This window comes from Streptomyces sp. 549 (assembly GCF_030124175.1).
Lineage (GTDB): Bacteria > Actinomycetota > Actinomycetes > Streptomycetales > Streptomycetaceae > Streptomyces.
This window is the reverse complement of record NZ_JASKMT010000005.1, coordinates 286,475-302,502: the sequence shown is the minus strand read 5'-3', so window position 1 is coordinate 302,502 and position 16,028 is coordinate 286,475. Positions and strand designations below refer to the sequence as shown.

The 16,028-nt window shown below is 74.4% G+C and carries 14 protein-coding genes and 1 tRNA gene; 10 read left to right on the top strand and 5 right to left on the bottom strand.

The features are described 5' to 3' along the window. Positions 1-8: 8 nt before the first annotated feature. Together QNO07_RS09075 and QNO07_RS09070 are read left to right on the top strand one after the other, a co-directional pair. On the top strand, positions 9-851 hold the full coding sequence (locus tag QNO07_RS09075; protein ID WP_283991176.1) for a YveK family protein: 843 nt from the start codon (positions 9-11) through the stop codon (positions 849-851). Continuing rightward, positions 848-2,002 (top strand): GNAT family N-acetyltransferase, encoded by a 1,155-nt coding sequence (locus QNO07_RS09070; RefSeq protein ID WP_283991175.1) that lies wholly within the window; start codon positions 848-850, stop codon positions 2,000-2,002. The genes QNO07_RS09075 and QNO07_RS09070 overlap by 4 nt, the downstream gene beginning before the upstream one ends. Positions 2,003-2,037: 35 nt before the next feature. Here the strand turns inward: QNO07_RS09070 and QNO07_RS09065 are convergent, their stop codons facing one another. Then, positions 2,038-3,312 (bottom strand): glycoside hydrolase family 26 protein, encoded by a 1,275-nt coding sequence (locus QNO07_RS09065; RefSeq protein ID WP_283991174.1) that lies wholly within the window; start codon positions 3,310-3,312, stop codon positions 2,038-2,040. A 153-nt stretch (positions 3,313-3,465) separates the two neighbouring features. On the opposite strand from QNO07_RS09065, the gene QNO07_RS09060 reads away from it, so the two are divergent. Then, on the top strand, positions 3,466-4,896 hold the full coding sequence (locus QNO07_RS09060; protein ID WP_283991173.1) for a carboxylate--amine ligase: 1,431 nt from the start codon (positions 3,466-3,468) through the stop codon (positions 4,894-4,896). A 23-nt stretch (positions 4,897-4,919) separates the two neighbouring features. Next, on the top strand, positions 4,920-6,215 hold the full coding sequence (locus tag QNO07_RS09055; protein ID WP_283991172.1) for an NAD(P)-binding domain-containing protein: 1,296 nt from the start codon (positions 4,920-4,922) through the stop codon (positions 6,213-6,215). A 136-nt stretch (positions 6,216-6,351) separates the two neighbouring features. Here the strand turns inward: QNO07_RS09055 and QNO07_RS09050 are convergent. Continuing rightward, positions 6,352-6,436: transfer RNA gene (locus QNO07_RS09050), tRNA-Leu, on the bottom strand. Between the two features lie 176 nt (positions 6,437-6,612). On the opposite strand from QNO07_RS09050, the gene QNO07_RS09045 reads away from it, so the two are divergent. The 3 genes from QNO07_RS09045 (at position 6,613) to QNO07_RS09035 (ending at position 9,458) form a co-directional block, all read left to right on the top strand. After that, positions 6,613-7,947 carry a M20/M25/M40 family metallo-hydrolase gene (locus QNO07_RS09045; protein WP_283991171.1) on the top strand — a complete coding sequence of 445 codons (1,335 nt, stop codon included), beginning with the start codon at positions 6,613-6,615 and terminating at the stop codon, positions 7,945-7,947. Positions 7,948-8,176: 229 nt separating this feature from the next. Further along, positions 8,177-8,410, top strand: a complete 234-nt coding sequence (gene chpH, locus QNO07_RS09040) for a chaplin ChpH (protein ID WP_283991170.1) — start codon at positions 8,177-8,179, stop codon at positions 8,408-8,410. A gap of 157 nt (positions 8,411-8,567) precedes the next feature. Then, complete coding sequence (locus QNO07_RS09035) at positions 8,568-9,458, top strand: chaplin (RefSeq protein ID WP_283991168.1); 891 nt, start codon at positions 8,568-8,570, stop codon at positions 9,456-9,458. A gap of 163 nt (positions 9,459-9,621) precedes the next feature. On the opposite strand, the gene QNO07_RS09030 is transcribed toward QNO07_RS09035, so the two are convergent. Continuing rightward, the gene (locus QNO07_RS09030; protein ID WP_283991166.1) at positions 9,622-9,810 is read right to left on the bottom strand and encodes a DUF5703 family protein; all 189 of its coding nucleotides are present in this window, start codon (positions 9,808-9,810) and stop codon (positions 9,622-9,624) included. A gap of 47 nt (positions 9,811-9,857) precedes the next feature. On the opposite strand from QNO07_RS09030, the gene QNO07_RS09025 reads away from it, so the two are divergent. Then, the gene (locus QNO07_RS09025) at positions 9,858-10,532 is read left to right on the top strand and encodes a hypothetical protein (protein WP_283991165.1); all 675 of its coding nucleotides are present in this window, start codon (positions 9,858-9,860) and stop codon (positions 10,530-10,532) included. A 66-nt stretch (positions 10,533-10,598) separates the two neighbouring features. Here QNO07_RS09025 and QNO07_RS09020 read toward each other — a convergent pair whose 3' ends face one another. Together QNO07_RS09020 and QNO07_RS09015 are read right to left on the bottom strand one after the other, a co-directional pair. Next, positions 10,599-12,875: a helix-hairpin-helix domain-containing protein gene (locus tag QNO07_RS09020; protein WP_283991164.1), complete on the bottom strand. Its 2,277-nt coding sequence runs from the start codon at positions 12,873-12,875 to the stop codon at positions 10,599-10,601. Further along, positions 12,876-13,883 carry an aldo/keto reductase gene (locus tag QNO07_RS09015; RefSeq protein ID WP_283991163.1) on the bottom strand — a complete coding sequence of 336 codons (1,008 nt, stop codon included), beginning with the start codon at positions 13,881-13,883 and terminating at the stop codon, positions 12,876-12,878. Positions 13,884-13,957: 74 nt separating this feature from the next. Here QNO07_RS09015 and QNO07_RS09010 point away from each other — a divergent pair, with 74 nt between their 5' ends. After that, complete coding sequence (locus QNO07_RS09010) at positions 13,958-15,007, top strand: LLM class F420-dependent oxidoreductase (RefSeq protein ID WP_283991162.1); 1,050 nt, start codon at positions 13,958-13,960, stop codon at positions 15,005-15,007. A 250-nt stretch (positions 15,008-15,257) separates the two neighbouring features. Then, on the top strand, positions 15,258-15,968 hold the full coding sequence (locus QNO07_RS09005; protein ID WP_283991161.1) for a histidine phosphatase family protein: 711 nt from the start codon (positions 15,258-15,260) through the stop codon (positions 15,966-15,968). Positions 15,969-16,028: the final 60 nt, after the last annotated feature.

Here is a 16,028-nt window from a genome sequence, read left to right as displayed (position 1 = left end):
CCCACCCCATGAGCAAGACCACCCAACCGGCGCCCGCCGCGGGCCGCCGGTTCCACCGGACGCGCACCCGGCTCGCCGGCCTGCGCGCCACCGTCCGCCGGTGGCCGGTCTGGTGGCCCGCGGCTGCCTGCGCCCTGACGGGCGCGCTGGCCGGCACCGGTTACGGGCTGCTGGCCGCACCGCAGTACTCCGCGACCGCCTACGTCGTGGTCGTCCCCGCCGACCGGGCGGACCCCGGCACCGCACTCGGCTTCGCCCAGGCCTACGGCCGGGTCGCCACCAGCGGGGGAGTGCTCGCCCAGGCACAGCCGGACGCCGGGGTGCCGCTCGCCACGCTGCGCGCCCGTGTGGAGTCCGCCACCTCGCCGGACGCGCCGATGATCGAGATCAGCGGCACCGCGGGCCGCGCCCAGCAGGCCGCGGGATTCGCCAACGCCGTCGCGAAGGCCCTGACCGAGGACGGCAACAAGGCCACGAAGAGCACCGGGGTCAGCCTGGTGCTGTTCGCGAAGGCGCTGCCGCCGGCCTCCCCGGTCTCGCCGTCCGCACCGCTGTCCGCCGCCGTCGGCGGCTGCGCGGGCGGGCTGCTCGGCGCGCTGCTGCTGCTCGCCCGGCCCCGGCCGGGCGGGCACCGCGACGCGGTCGCCGTGCCCGCCCCGGCGGCACCGGTGCCCAGCTGGGCGTCTCACAACGGCACCGCCGGCACCGCGGCCGAACCGTCCACCGCCGAGGCGTCCGCAGGCGAGAGTCGGCCTGAGGAGGCGCGCGACCGCAAACGCGCCACGCGTACCGAGGCCACCGCAGGCAGGAAGCGGGAGTCCGGCCCGCAGGAGAGGGAGAGAGTGCGATGACCACGCAGACCCGACCGGTGGCCCTGACCGCCACGCTGTGCAGCGACCCCGAGCAGTTCGCCGCGCTCGGCCCGGAGTGGCACCGGCTGTACCGCAACTGCCGTGCGGCGACGCCGTTCCAGAGCCACCCGTGGCTCTTCTCCTGGTGGACGTCGTACGGAACTGCCGGACGCCTGCGCCTCGTCCTGGTCCGGCAGGGCGACCGGCTGGTGGGCGCGGCGCCTCTGATGCTCGCCTACCGGCCGATGCCGGCGCTGGTGCCGCTGGGCGGCGACATCTCCGACTTCTCCGACGTGCTGCTCGACGACGAGTGCCCGGGCGCAGCCGCGGCCCTGGTGCGAGGCCTGGTGCTCGCCGCCCGGGGCGCGGTCATCGACCTGCGGGAGGTGCGGCCGGGCGGCGCCGCCGAACAGGTCTGGCAGCACTGGCCGGGCGTGCGGCGCAGGCTGGACGACTCGGTGTGCCTGGAACTCCCGGCGGTCCCGCTGCCGAAGCTGCTGGAACGGCTCCCCAGCAGCAGTGCCCGCAGGTTCCGCGCGAAGCTGCGCAAACTGGAGGCGCTGGGCATCGAGGAGCGGGTGGTGCCCGAGCACGAGGTGCCGGCGGCGGTCGCCACGATGCTGCGGCTGCACGGGCTGCAGTGGCACGGCAGGGGAGTCACCCCCGAGCACCTGCGGCCCCGGTTCGCCGAGCACCTGGTGCGGGCCACCACCCAGATGGTGCGCACCGGGGACGCGCTGCTCACCGAGTACCGCATCGGCGACGAGATCATGGCCGCCGACGTCACCCTGATGTCCTCGGAGCTGGCCGGCGGCTACCTGTACGGGGCGCACCCCGAACTGCGGGCGAAGAAGGTCGACATCACCACGATGCTGCTGCGGCACGACTCCCGGCACGTCACCGAGTCCGGCCGCAGTGTGCTCAGCATGCTGCGGGGCACCGAGCCGTACAAGCTGCACTGGCGGCCGGAGACCCTCACCAACCAGCGGTTCCTGCTCGCCCGGGGCTCCATGGGCCCTGCTCTGCGCCTGTACGCGGCGCAGCTGGCCGGCCGGGAGTTCGCCGCCCGGACGGCCAGCCGCCGGATGCCGGCCGTCCGCGCCTGGCGCACGAAGCTGAACAACTGGCGGGCGGGCGGTGCGCGGGGGTGATGCTCAGCCCCGGCCCGCCCGCCCGCCGTCAGCGGCTAGGAACGACCTCGGTCGTACCAGTCGAGCCGCAGGCAGAGCTTGCGGCCACCGAGCCACCGCTCGACCCAGTCACCCAGTTCCAGCGGCGTGCACGGCACGTCGCTCGGGTGGGTGGGCGGGGCCGGGGGAGTGGGCCGGGTCGGCGGGGTGGGCCGGGTGGGCGGCGTCGGCGGGGTGGTCTCGGTGGGTGGCGCGGGCTGCTCGGGCCTGGACATCGCGGCCCGGAACACCGCGGACGACTTCGGGTTCTGCTCGCACTGCCAGACGCCGTGCGGGCAGTAGTCCGTGATGGTCTGGTAGAAGGGCTTGTGCTTGTCCATCCACTCGAGCATGCGCCGCATGTACTCCGGGTTGTCGCCGTTGCGGAAAAGACCCCATTCGGGGTACGAGATGAGCTTGTTCCGGGCGGCGGCAAAATCGACGTGGTGCTGGAGCCCGTACGGCTGGGTCACCTGGTCGTCGAACGAATTGCCGGGCGGCTGGTCGTAGGAGTCCATTCCGATGATGTCGACGACGTCGTCACCGGGGTAGCAGCGCGTCCAGGGAATGGCGTCCGTTCCGCGGTTGGGTGCGAAATCGAACTTGAATTCCTGTCCCGGCACCTCGCGCATCGTGTTGACGATCCGCTTCCAGTAGGCCTTCCACGCCTGCGGGTCGGGGCCGCAGCGGTGCGTGTAGGTGGTGCCGTTCATCTCCCACCCGAGCACCACCACCGTGTCCGGCACGCCCATGCCCACCAGGCGCTGGGCGAGGGTGCGGAAGTGCCGGTCGAAGCGGCCGTCGGCACCGGCGCGCAGCAGCTGCCGCACCTCGCGGTCCGGCACGCCCTCCTCGTTGCGCTCCAGCATCGGGACGTTGAGCACGAACAGCCGGTCCTCGCGGGCCTGCCGCCACTTCGCCCACTCCTGGAGGAAGCTTGGCCGGCCCTCGATGTTGACCCACAGGTCACCGGGCAGGTAGGTGTGGCCGACACGCAGCTGGGTGCCGCCCAGCCAGTTCTCCAACTCGGCGATGCGGCGCACCCCGTCAGGGCCGGAGGCCAGGAACGCGCCGGTCGCCGGAGGCGGCGGCGCGGCGGGCGGCGGCGGTGCCTCGGGTGCGCCGGGCGGCGCCGGGGCGGGCGGCGGCTCGGTGCTGGAGACCGCTGCGTTGCGGCCGTCACTGAGGTCGTCACGGCCGTCGCGGTCGGCCGTGACGGTGCTGGAGACGAGCAGGCCGGCCGTGATCGCTCCGACGCAGGCCCCCGCCAGCCAGCGGCTTCGGTGGGACATGGTGACTCCTTCCGGGACGCTCCTGGATCGGTGCGTTCACCCCTTGACAGTAATCATCAGATCTCCCTAATGGGCTGCCCGAATGCACTGCCGTAGGCCATTTGCGGAATGCGTCCCCCGGTCGGCCCACAAAAGAATGAAGGACACGCCGTCATGGCCTCGTTCAACACCGATGTGCCGGCACTTCTGGTCCGCCTGGACCGCAATCCCTTTCACCACGGGACACTTGGCGCCGTCAGGTCGCTGGGACGGGCGGGTGTCGAGGTGCACGCCGTCGTGGAATCCCCCACGAGCCCGGTGTGCCGCTCCCGCCACCTGCACCGCGCGCACGCACAACCGGCCGCCGGCCCGCTCGGCGCGCCCCTGCTGCGGACGCTGCGTCAGGTCGCGGACCGCATCGGACGCCGGGCGGTCCTGATCCCGATGGACGACCTCAGCGCCATCGGTGTCGCCCGGCTCGCGGACCGGCTCGCCGACCGGTACCTGGTGCCGCGTCAGGCCGCCGACCTGCCCGAGCGGGTGGCCGACAAGGCCGCGCTCGCCTCGTTGTGCCGCAGCCTGGACATCCCGCACCCCGAGACGCTGCTGCCGCGCAGCGCCGGAGACGCCGCCGACGCGGTGCGCGCACTGGGCCTTCCGGCGATCGCGAAGTGGAGCCGACCGTGGCTGCTTCCGCCCGGCTCCGGACTTCGCAGCACCACTGTGGTGCGCACACCGCACGAGGCCAGGGAGCTGTACCTGCGCGGCGGCCGGACCGGCAACCAGCTCCTGCTGCAGCGGCTGCTGCCCGGCGGCCCGGGCACCGACTGGTTCTTCCACGGCTGCTACACCGCGGGCGGGGCGTGCCTGATCGGCGGTGCGGGCCGCAAGGACCGCGCGTGGCCGCTCGGCGCCGGGCTGACCGCTGTCGGCCGCTGGCTGCCCCATCCCGAACTGGAGGCCGCCGCCCACCGGCTGGCCGCGGCGCTCGGCTACCGAGGCATTCTCGACCTGGACTTCCGGCTGGACACCACAACCGGCCGCCACCACCTCCTCGACTTCAACCCCCGCCCGGGCGCGCAGTTCCGGCTTTTCACCGACCCTTCGGGCCTCGACGTGGTGCGGGCCCTGCACCTGGACCTCACCGGCCGACCGGTGCCACCCGCGCTCAGCACCCCCGGACGGCGCTTCGTCGCGGAGAACTACGCGGTGCTCGCCGCGGTGCGCGGCATGGCACACCGGACACCGCGCCAGGAGCGTGTGCCCGCCCCGTCCACCGAGCGCGCCTGGTTCGCGGCGGACGACCCGCTGCCCTTCCTGGCCATGGCCGCGGCCTCCCTGCGGCGCGGCGTGGCCAAACTCGGCTCGCTGCCGACCGGCCGACGGGGGCCGCAGCCGTCCGCGCCCGCCGCCGGGGCCGCACCCGCCGACGCCCGCCGAGCCCCGCTCGGTCCGCGGCCGGCCCACGACGCCGCCACCCCGGCGGTCGCCCCACCACCCCCCGCAGCGGTCGGCGAACGCCCGGTCCCGCCGCCGCACCCCCGCACGCTGCTGGGGCGCCCGGGCGCCGACAGCAGCAACGACAGCGCGACCCCCGCACGATGAACCGACAGACGGGAAGACTCTCGATGCACGACCTGGTAGTTGTGGGCGCCGGCCCCTACGGACTCTCGGTGGCCGCGCACGCCGCCGCGGCGGGCTGGGACGTGCGCGTCCTCGGCCGCACGATGGCGTCCTGGCGCGACCACATGCCGGAGGGCATGTTCCTCAAGTCCGAGCCCTGGGCGTCCAACCTGTCCGACCCGGCGGGCTCACACACCCTCGCCGCGTACTGCGCCACCCGCGGCCTGCCCGCCGAGCACGGCAACCCGCTGCCCATCGGCGTCTTCACCGACTACGGACGCTGGTTCGGTGAACGCGTCGGGCCCGCCGTGGAGGAGAAGACAGTCAGCGCACTCGCCCCGCAGGCGGGCGGCTACCGCCTGGAGACGGCCGACGGCGAGACGCTGCTCTCCCGCACCGTCGTCCTCGCGGTCGGCGTCATGCCCTTCGTGCGCCTGCCCGAAGCGCTGACCGGCCTGCCCGCCGAACTGGCCACGCACAGCAGCGACCACCGCGACCTCAGCCGCTTCCGGGACCGCGACGTCACCGTCGTCGGCGCGGGTCAGGCCGCGCTGGAGACCGCCGCGCTGCTCGCCGAGCAGGGCGCCAGGACGCGGGTGGTGGCCCGCGCCGCACACGTCAACTGGAACACCGTGCCGCAGCCACTCGAACGTTCGCCGTGGCGCTCGCTGCGCGACCCGCACTGCGGTCTCGGCACCGGCTGGCCGAGCTGGGTGTGGTCGCAGACGCCCTGGGCGGTCCGCCGGCTGCCCGCCGCCGCGCGGCTGCGCATCACCGACACCGCTCTCGGCCCGGCCGGGGCCTGGTGGCTGCGGGACCGCTTCGAGAGCCGGGTGCCGGTCCTGCTGGGCCACCAGCTGCTGGCCGCCGAGCCCGCCGGGGAGGGGCTGCGGCTGAGCCTCACCGGGCCCGGCGGGGACACCACCACCGTGGACACCGACCACGTGGTGGCCGCCACCGGCTTCATCCCCGACGTGGACCGGCTGACGCTGCTCGACCCCGCGCTGCGCGACACGCTGCGCACGGTCGGGGACAGCCGGGCCCCGGACCTCGGCGCGCGCTTCGAGTCCTCCAGCCCGGGCCTGTTCTTCGCCGGTCTGCTGACCGCGCCCACGTTCGGGCCGTCGATGCGCTTCGTGTACGGCGCGACCTTCACCGCGGCCCGGCTCGCCGAGGGAGTGCGCCGCCGGCTCGGCACCCGCCGCCTCACCGCGGTGCCGGCGCCCGCCGCAGGGGCGAACGGCACGCCCGCGGCCCGCGGCTCAGGGACGTCCGGCGGTGCCGCTCGCGACGGTCGCTGAGTCGGGGCATCCGTCCCGCCGCCCCCACGGGCGGCGGGACGCGCTCGGGCGGGCGGCAGGGCCCGGCAACGCCGAAACCCCCGCCGTGTGGTGACCCGGCGAGGGTTCCTGAAGGAGAGGGTGCACGCACCCGCTGTGTCCGAGGGGGGACTTGAACCCCCACGCCCGATAAAGGGCACTAGCACCTCAAGCTAGCGCGTCTGCCATTCCGCCACCCGGACCGGTGAGCGCCGCGGTCTGGACCGCCGGCAACGCGCACCACCATAACACTGCGGGCCGGTCGGTCGATCACCCTGCCCTGGGCCCTCCCGCCACGGATCACGGGCCTGCTCTTTGGGCGCGGAGCCCGCAGGCGGGAGGATGGAACGGGCAACCCCCGCCCGATGGAGGAGGCAGTGTGAGCGAGTCCAGCGCAACCGCGAGCGCCGGTGCGGTGACCGGTGAGGACGAGGTCGTCGGCATCTGCCGCGACCTGATCAGGATCGACACCAGCAACTACGGCGGCGGCGAGGGCCCCGGGGAGCGGGCCGCCGCCGAGTACGTGGCGGAGCAGCTCGCCGAGGTGGGGCTGGAGCCGCAGATCTTCGAGTCGCAGCCCGGCCGGGCGTCCACCGTCGCCCGGATCGAGGGCGCCGACCCCTCCCGGCCCGCGCTGCTCATCCACGGCCACCTCGACGTGGTCCCCGCCGACGCCGCCGACTGGCGGCACCACCCGTTCTCCGGGGAGATCGCGGACGGCTGCGTGTGGGGGCGCGGGGCCGTCGACATGAAGGACATGGACGCGATGACACTCGCCGTCGTCCGCGACCGGATGCGTTCGGGCCGCAAGCCGCCCCGGGACGTGGTGCTGGCCTTCCTCGCGGACGAGGAGGCCGGCGGTGTCTACGGCGCGCGGCACCTCGTGGACCGGCACCCCGGCCTGTTCGAGGGCGTCAACGAGGCCATCGGCGAGGTCGGCGGGTTCTCCTTCACGGTCAACGACAACCTCCGGCTGTACCTGATCGAGACGGCCCAGAAGGGCATTCACTGGATGCGGCTCACCGTCGAGGGCACCGCCGGGCACGGCTCGATGACCAACAACGACAACGCGGTCACCGAGCTGTGCGAGGCGGTGGCCAGGCTGGGGCGGCACAAGTTCCCGGTGCGGGTCACCAAGACCGTGCGGTCCTTCCTCGACGAGCTGTCGGACGCACTCGGCACCGAGCTGGACCCGGAGGACATGGAGGAGACGCTGGCCAAGCTCGGCGGCATCGCCAAGATCATCGGCGCGACGCTGCAGAACACCGCGGCGCCGACCCAGCTGTCCGCCGGCTACAAGGTCAACGTCATCCCCGGGCAGGCCACCGCCCACGTCGACGGGCGTTTCCTGCCTGGGTACGAGGAGGAGTTCCTGGCCGACCTCGACCGGGCGCTGGGCCCGCGGGTGCGCAGGGTCGACGACCACGCCGACCGGGCGCTGGAGACCACCTTCGACGGTGCGCTGGTGGACGCCATGCAGTCCTCGCTCAAGGCGGAGGACCCCGCGGCGCGTGCCGTGCCGTACATGCTCTCCGGCGGCACCGACGCCAAGCACTTCGACGACCTGGGCATCCGCTGCTTCGGGTTCGCACCGCTGAAGCTGCCGCCCGAGCTGGACTTCGCCGGCATGTTCCACGGTGTGGACGAGCGGGTGCCGGTCGACGGCCTGAAGTTCGGGGTGCGCGTCCTGGACCGGTTCCTGGACCAGGCATAGCCCCCGCGGGCCGGGCGTGGGACCCGTCCCCGCCCGGCTCCGGCTGCCCTGAGCTGCGGTTCCTCGCGGGGCGAGCCGCGGCGTCGACCGGTGCGGGCGATATCGGGCAGGTGTACGGCATTGGTCAGGAAGGGTGAATGAGGCTGCCGGGTCGTAGCCCCGGCTGTCCCTCCTCGTTACAGGTGTTGCGGTCCGCGGCTGGGATCGCATTTGCCAACAAGGAGGAAGAATGCTCAAGAAGGTTGTCGCTGCTGCGGCTGCCACCGGTGGTCTGGTGCTCGCTGGTGCGGGCGTTGCCGTCGCCGATGCCGGCGCTCAGGGTGCCGCTGTGCACTCCCCGGGCGTGCTGTCCGGCAATGTTGTCCAGGTTCCCGTGCACGTGCCGGTGAACGTCTGCGGCAACACGGTCTCCGTCATCGGACTGCTGAACCCCACCTTCGGCAACACCTGCGTCAACGACTGACGTTGTTGTCTCTCAACCCCTGAAGGTTGATGCCGTGACCCCGGAGTGCGTGCCATGCGCTCCGGGGTTCTCGGTTCTCCGGGCGAGCAGGTGCGTCCCGGCCAACTGCTGAGCAGCCCGCTCGCGTCCCGCAAGCATCGAAGAACAGGAAACAACCATGCGACAGGTCACCAAGAAGGGCCTGATCTCCGTAGCGGCGGCAGGCGGCGTACTCGCGCTGTCCGGCGGCGCGGCCCACGCGGGCTCGAGTGCCGACGGCGCTGCCCAGGGCTCGCCCGGCGTGCTCTCCGGCAACAACGTCCAGGCGCCGGTGCACGTGCCGGTCAACGCCTGCGGCAACACCGTGAACGCCGTGGGGCTGCTGAACCCGGCCATGGGCAACAACTGCGTCAACAAGAGTTCCGCGCCCAAGGGCAACAAGGGCGGTCAGGACAAGGGCGGCAACCAGGGCGGCGGCAACCAGGGCGGTCACCAGGGTGGCGGTCACCAGGGTGGGGGCCACCAGGGCGGTCACCAGGGCGGCGGTCACCACGGTGGGGGCCACCACGGTGGGGGTGCGCACGCCGACGGCCACGCCGGGGGTTCGCCCGGTGTCGGTTCCGGCAACAACGTGCAGGTCCCCGTCGACGTGCCGGTGAACGCCTGCGGCAACTCCGTCACGGTGGTCGGCGGACTCAACCCGGCCATCGGCAACGAGTGCGCCAACACCGACACCACTCCGACGAAGCCCCGCCCGGGCAAGCCCGGTGCGGAGCAGCCCGGCTTCGAGGAGCCCGGCTCGGAGCAGCCCGGTGGCGAGGAGAAGCCGGAGCAGCCCGGCACCGACGAGGAGCCCGCGCAGTCGGGTGAGGGGGAGAAGCCCCGCGCCTCGGGCACGGACAAGGCGCCCGAGCGCGCCGCCGGATCGTCGCAGATCGAGGCCCAGGGCGTGGCCGGCGAGCTGGCGCAGACCGGTGGCACCATGCTGGGCACCGCCGTCCCGGCCGGTGCGGCCCTCCTGCTCGGCGGCTACGTCCTGTACCGCCGTTCCAAGGCGGCCCAGCACTGAGCGGTGCCCCACCACTGAGCAGTGACGCGGGACAGCGGTGCTGAACGCTCAGCCGAGCGAGCAGTACACGCACCAAACGGAGCGGGCCACGCGCAGGGGTGGCCGGCTCCGTTTGCGTGTGCGGACTTCGACCGGGCGGCCCCGACCGCCGGGGCCGCCGGCGTCACCAGGTGGCGCGCACCTGGCGGATGATGCGGCGACGCAGCCGTACCCGGCGGCTGCCGTCGGGGAAGAGCCGCAGGCGGTCGAGCTCCCAGTGCCCGTACTCGGCGTGCTCGGTCAGGAGACGGGCGGCGGCGCTGCGGGAAACCCCGCGCGGCACGTACACATCGCGAAATTCGTATTCCGGCATCGCATCTATTGTGCGTGCAGGGGCTGTCTACGGATAGCGTCTGCACTATGTCTGATGCTGCGCAGCCCACCGCTGCCGAGGTACGTGCCGCCGTAGAGGCGCTGAAGACCGCGCTGGACCGTCACCTCGACGCCATCGAACGACGGCCCTCGGACGGTTCCGAGGACGCCGAGGCCGACGCCGGTGTCTACGCCGCGTTCAACGAGCTGGCCGCGGCCGGTGAAGCGTACGACGAGCTGCTTTACGACGCCTACGACGAGGTCACGCCGTTCGAGATCCCCGGTTCCGAACCCACCGCCGGATACCTGGGCCCGGACGAGCCGAGCGCGATCAGTGTGTTCGTCCGCCGCGACTACACCGTCACCGAGCCGCTGCGGCTGCTCGCGCAGGCCCAGCGCATCTCCGACCTGGACCCGGACTCGGCGGACGTCGCCGGTGACGAGCCGCAGTCCGCGGGCAGCAGCGTGCACGCCGCGCTGGGTGTGCTGTTCGGCGAGTTCGAGGCCGACGAGATCTCCAGCCGCCACAAGGAGTTCGGCCTGGAGGAGGGCGACTCCACCCTGTGGGTGGTCGCCGCCGAGGAGCCCTCCGAGCCGGGGGAGTGGCTGTCCGCGCCCTTCGACACGGCCGACGCCGAACGGGTGCTGTGCCGGTTCGACGTCAGCTCCGTCTTCGACGACGACCTCTACGGCCCCGACGACGAGGACCAGCCGCTCAGGTAGCGGCCGGACGGCCGGGTGGTGCTCCGGGCCTCCGCTGGGAGGAACGGCGCGCCACCCGACCGGGCCTCACTGCGCCGCTGCCGGCTCCGGTCGGGGGCTGAGCAGCGCCCGCAGCCGGGTCCGCCGCGGCCGGCCGGGCCGTTCGGCCACCGCGCGCGGCAGCGCGTCCTGCACCCCGTGCACCACGGAGACATGACGTTCACCGCGGCTGAACGCGGTGTACACCCAGGGCCGGTCCAGCAACTGGCCCGCGTCCCCCGGCAGCACGACCACGACGGCCGGCCAGCGGCGCCCCGCCGCCTGGTGCGCGGTGACGGCCCAGCCGTGGCGGACGGCCTGCGGCACCTGTTCGGGAGCGACCGTGACGGGCCGGCCGCCGATGTCCAGGCGCAGGCCCTCGGCGTCCGCCGACACGACCGCGCCGGTGAGGCACCGGCCCGGGGCGGGCGAGTACACGACCCGGTCGCCCACGTCGAAGCCGCCGAACCGGCCGGGGCCGGGGTTGAAGCGCTCCTTCAGTGCGGCGTTCAGCGCCCGGGTGCCGGCCGCGCCGCCGTGGCCGGGCGTGATGACCTGGGTCTGCTCGGCGGCCACGCCGATCACCCGGGGCACGGAGTCGGCGACGAGCTGCACGGTGCGGTGCACGGCCTCGCCCGCGTCCTGCACGGCCACGATGACCAGTTCCCGGTCCGGAGCCTGGACCTGCTGCAACTCGCCGATGCCGATCCCGGAGACCAGTTCGCCCAGTGGCCCCGGGTCGGGGGTGCGGGAGACCACCCGGGGGCACGCGGCCGACGCCACGAGGTCGGCGAGGACCTGGCCGGGGCCCGCCGAGCCGAGGACCTGCGGATCGCCGCTGAGTAGCAGGCGGGCGCCGTCCGGCAGGGACTCCACCAGGGCCGCCGCCGTCTCCGCGTCGAGCTGCGGGGCGTCGAGCACGGCCAGCACGTCGAGGGCGAGGACGCCGTCCTCGTCCCGGCCGGGGCCCTCCAGCCCGGCCAGCAGCCCCGCGACCGTCACCACCGCCGGCTCGGACTCCCCGGCGGGCGGTGCGGTGTCCGGCCCGGTTCCTTCGGCCGCCCGGTCGCCAGGGGGCGGAGAGGCGCGCTCGCCAGCGGGCGGGGAGGCGCGGCGGACACCGTCCTCGCTGTGCACCGCAACGCAGGCCCGCAGCCCCATGGCCCGGGCGGCGGCGACCACGGCGGCGGGCTCCGCGCGGGCCGCCTCGCCGCCGGTGTGCACGACGACGCCCGCCGAGGCGGCCGCCCGGACCAGCTCCGCCGCGGACGGCGAGGGGGCGGCAGCCGCCGCGGCGGCCCAGCCCTCGGACCGGGCGTCATCGGGGGTGAAGGTGGTGAGCAGCCGGTTGACCCCGTCGGCGAGGCTCTCCTCGGCCAGCGCCCAGCGGTCGAGGCCGAAGAGCACCTCGACCGGCGCCTCCTCCTCGCCCTCGGCTGCCGCCTCCGCGGGGGCGCCGGTGCCGGGAGGGGTGTCCTGGAAGACCAGGACCAGGCCCTCGTCCACGGCCTCCCGGATCGCCTCCTCGGCGTCCTTCACGCCGTGCGCGGTGAGCGCGGCGGCAAGCTCGGCGGCTTCCTGCACGGTGTGGCCGGTGCGGGCCGCCCGCTCCAGCAGCCAGGTCACCAGGGCCTGTCCGCGCCGCGGGTCGTCCGGCTCGGCCTGCGGCCCGAGAAGTGCCCGGGCGAAGCCGTCGGCCTGCTCGGGCGCCACGCCGGCCACCGCCAGCAGCTGCCACGGGTCGGCGCGCAGCGCCTCCTCGGCCTGCGGGCCGAGGGCCGCCGTCACCGCCCCGGCCAGCTCGGCCAGTGCGCCGCCCTCGGTGAGCACCGCCCGGACGCCGTCGGGGACGGGCGCCGCACCCGGTGCCTGCGGGCCGGCCGCGGTGCGGGCCGGCGCGGGCACACCCGGACGGGCCGGCCGGGCCGGGCGTGCGGCGGGCTGCGGGGCGGCGAAGAACTCCGTGGCCGCACGCTCGCCGCTCTCCACCGCGCGTACCGCGGCGAGCAGTTCCGCGGCCTTGCCGCGCGGGCCGGCCCCGGCGGGCGGTGGGTGCGGCGAGGGAGGGGCCGCTCCGGACGGCGGCTGGCTCGCGCCGTCGCCCGCGCCCTCGTCCGGCGCCGTCGCACCGGCGGCCCCGCCTTCGCTCTCCTCCGGCGGGGACGTGGCCGCTCCTGCCGCCTCCCCCTGGGGCGCGGGCGGTTCGCCACCGGCGGGCCCAGTGCCCTGCGGGGCGTCTGCCGGGGCGTCCGCCGGGACGTCCGCCCGGCTGGCGGACGGGTCCGGCGGGTCCGGCGAGTCGTGCGGCTCCCGGGGAGTGGTCACTTACGCGCTCCAGTCGTGATCGGGGTCGTGGCGTCCGGGTGCCGACACGTCGTCGAGCGCCCTGGTGATCTCGTCAGGAAGACTAAGGGCTTCCACTGACAGCGCCTCGCTGAGCTGGGCCGACGTGCGGGCTCCGACGATCGGTGCGGCCACGCCGGGCCGGTCCCTGACCCAGGCCAGCGCCACCTGGAGCGGCGTCACGGCGAGCCCGTCGGCTGCCGTGGCGAGCGCGTCCACCACCCGTCCGGCGGCGTCCCCGAGATAGGGGGCGACGAACCCGGCCCACTTGGGGGACGCGGCGCGGGAGTCCGGCGGCACCTCGCCGCCCCGGTACTTGCCGGTCAGGACGCCCCGGCCCAGCGGCGAGGACGGCAGCAGCCCCACCCCGAGGTCGAGCGCCGCGGGCAGCAGCTCCCGCTCCGCTCCGCGCTGCAGCAGCGAGTACTCGGCCTGTGCTCCGGCGAGCCGGCTGCGTGCCCCGGGCGCGGCGAGCTGCCAGGTGGCGGCCTTGGCCAGCTGCCAGCCCCGGAAGTCGGTGACCCCCGCGTACCGGGCCCGTCCGCTGCCGACTGCGATGTCCAGCGCGTGCAGGGTCTCCTCCAGGGGCGTGCCCGGATCGAAGGCGTGCACCTGCCACAGGTCGACGTAGTCGGTGCCCAGCCGCTCCAGCGAGGCGTCGAGGGCGGCCAGCAGGCGGCCGCGGGAGCAGTCGAAACGCCGGTCGGGGTCGGGCACGCTGCCCGCCTTCGTGGCGACGACCAGCTCGGCCCGCGGGACCAGGACGTCCAGCATGCGGCCCAGCAGGTACTCCGCGCCGCCGTCGGCGTACACGTCGGCGGTGTCGACGAGAGTGCCGCCGGCCTCCCAGAAGGTCTTCAGCAACTCCGCCGCGTTCTGTTCGGCGGACACGCGCCCCACGGGCTCGTCGGCCTCCCGGCCCCAGGTGAGCGTGCCCAGCCCGATTCGGGACACCCGCAGGCCGGTGCGCCCCAGCTGTCTGAGCTCCACGGGCGTTGAGAGTACTTCCGGCCCGCGCTAGAGTCCGGGGGACAAAGACGTTACTGATCAGTAAGGGGAGCGCGATGCGACTCGGGATCAACCTCGGCTACTGGGGTGCCGGGATGGACCAGGACAACCTCGCCGTCGCGCGGGAGGCGGACCGCCTCGGCTACGCCGTCTGCTGGGCGGCGGAGGCGTACGGCTCGGACGCACCCACCGTCCTGTCCTGGGTGGCGGCCCAGACCGAGCGCATCGACGTCGGCTCGGCGATCCTCCAGATCCCCGCCCGCACACCCGCCATGACCGCCATGACCGCGGCCACCCTCGACTCGCTCTCCGGCGGGCGTTTCCGCCTCGGCCTGGGCGTCTCGGGGCCGCAGGTCTCCGAGGGCTGGTACGGCGTGAAGTTCGACAAGCCGCTCGCCCGCACCCGCGAGTACGTCGAGATCGTGCGCAAGGCCATGAGCCGGGAACGGCTCAGCCACAGCGGCGAGCACTGGACGCTGCCGCTGCCCGACGGGCCCGGCAAGCCGCTCAAGCTCACCGTGCACCCCGTACGCGAGCACATCCCGCTCTACATCGCGGCGATCGGCCCGAAGAACCTGGAGCAGACCGGCGAGATCGCCGACGGCGCGCTGCTGATCTTCTTCGCCCCCGAGCACGCCGAGGAGACCACGCTCGGCGCACTGCGCGCCGGCCGGGCCAAGGCCGGCAAGGACCTCGACGGCTTCGACGTCTGCCCCACGGTGCCGATGGCCGTCGGCGACGACGTGGACGCGCTCGCCGACATGTTCCGCCCCTACACCGCGCTGTACGTCGGCGGCATGGGCAGCCGCAAGCAGAACTTCTACAACAAGCTCGCCCAGCGCATGGGCTACGAGAAGGAAGCCGCCGAGATCCAGGACAAGTACCTGTCCGGCGACAAGGAGGGCGCGGCCGCCGCGGTGCCGCGCGAGCTGATCGACTCCACCGCGCTGCTCGGTCCCGTCGAGCGCATCGCCGACCGCATGCAGGCCTACGCCGACGCGGGCGCCACCACCCTGTCCCTGGCGCCCGCCGGTTTCACGCTGGAGGAGCGGATGACCTCGCTGCGCACCGGCGTCGAGGCGCTGGAGCGCGCCGGTCTGAGCTGACCCGCGCGGCCGGCGCAGCCCCCGACGGTGGCAGGCAGCGCGTAGGGCCCGCCGGTGTCCGGCGGGCCCTACGGAGGTACCGCGGCCGTGGTGGGGGCTCGGGGGTCCTCCCCGCCACGGCCGTCACCAGGGACAACGCCCACCGCCCGGCCGGGTTACGGGCCGCATCCGGATTCACCCGTCCGGCGGTTTCGCCCGCCCCCGCGCCCGGCCGACTGTCCCATCCGCACGGTGGCCTACGCTGGCTGCCATGCCCACGCTGCTGCTTGTGCGTCACGGACGGTCCACCGCCAACACCTCGGGACTGCTCGCGGGCCGCACTCCCGACGTGTCGCTCGACGAGCACGGCGCCGCCCAGGCCGCCGCCCTGCCCGGCCGTCTCGCGGCGCTGCCGCTCGCCACCGCCGTGCGCAGCCCGCTGCTGCGCTGCGGCCAGACGCTCGCACCGCTCGCAGCCGCCCGACCCGGACTGGCCGTGCACGTCGACGAGCGGGTCAACGAGTGCGACTACGGTGCCTGGACGGGCCGCAAGCTCGGCGAACTGATGGACGAGCCGCTGATGACCACCGTGCAGCAGCACCCCAGTGCGGCGGTGTTCCCCGGCGGCGAGTCGATGCGCGCCATGCAGCAGCGCGCGGTGGAGGCCGTCCGGGAGTGGAACGCCCACGTGGCGGCCGAGTACGGCCCCGACGCGCTCTACCTGGTGTGCTCGCACGGCGACATCATCAAGTCCCTGGTGGCCGACGCCCTCGGCATGCACCTGGACCTGTTCCAGCGGGTCTCGGTGGAGCCCGGCAGCGTCACCGCCATCCGCTACACCGCGCTGCGGCCGTTCGTGGTGCGCCTGGGCGACACCGGCGATCTGGGCGCGCTCGCGCCGAGCGCAGCGGAGGCGGCGGGGGCGTCGGCTTCGGCAGCCACGCCGAGCGGGTCGGACGCCGTCGTGGGCGGCGGTGTGTGAGCGGGTTGATCAGCGCGGGCAGTAGGGTGCCAGTACCCCAGTAGCCGAAACCGTTGGAGC

Bases quoted from the DNA above. Each gene is read 5' to 3' on its own strand.
- QNO07_RS09035 (WP_283991168.1), top strand. From the start codon at position 8,568: ATGCGACAGGTCACCAAGAAGGGCCTGATCTCCGTAGCGGCGGCAGGC.
- QNO07_RS09025 (WP_283991165.1), top strand. From the start codon at position 9,858: ATGTCTGATGCTGCGCAGCCCACCGCTGCCGAGGTACGTGCCGCCGTA.
- QNO07_RS09065 (WP_283991174.1), bottom strand. From the start codon at position 3,312: ATGTCCCACCGAAGCCGCTGGCTGGCGGGGGCCTGCGTCGGAGCGATC.
- QNO07_RS09055 (WP_283991172.1), top strand. From the start codon at position 4,920: ATGCACGACCTGGTAGTTGTGGGCGCCGGCCCCTACGGACTCTCGGTG.
- QNO07_RS09075 (WP_283991176.1), top strand. From the start codon at position 9: ATGAGCAAGACCACCCAACCGGCGCCCGCCGCGGGCCGCCGGTTCCAC.
- chpH (WP_283991170.1), top strand. From the start codon at position 8,177: ATGCTCAAGAAGGTTGTCGCTGCTGCGGCTGCCACCGGTGGTCTGGTG.
- QNO07_RS09060 (WP_283991173.1), top strand. From the start codon at position 3,466: ATGGCCTCGTTCAACACCGATGTGCCGGCACTTCTGGTCCGCCTGGAC.
- QNO07_RS09005 (WP_283991161.1), top strand. From the start codon at position 15,258: ATGCCCACGCTGCTGCTTGTGCGTCACGGACGGTCCACCGCCAACACC.
- QNO07_RS09070 (WP_283991175.1), top strand. From the start codon at position 848: ATGACCACGCAGACCCGACCGGTGGCCCTGACCGCCACGCTGTGCAGC.
- QNO07_RS09030 (WP_283991166.1), bottom strand. From the start codon at position 9,810: ATGCCGGAATACGAATTTCGCGATGTGTACGTGCCGCGCGGGGTTTCC.
- QNO07_RS09010 (WP_283991162.1), top strand. From the start codon at position 13,958: ATGCGACTCGGGATCAACCTCGGCTACTGGGGTGCCGGGATGGACCAG.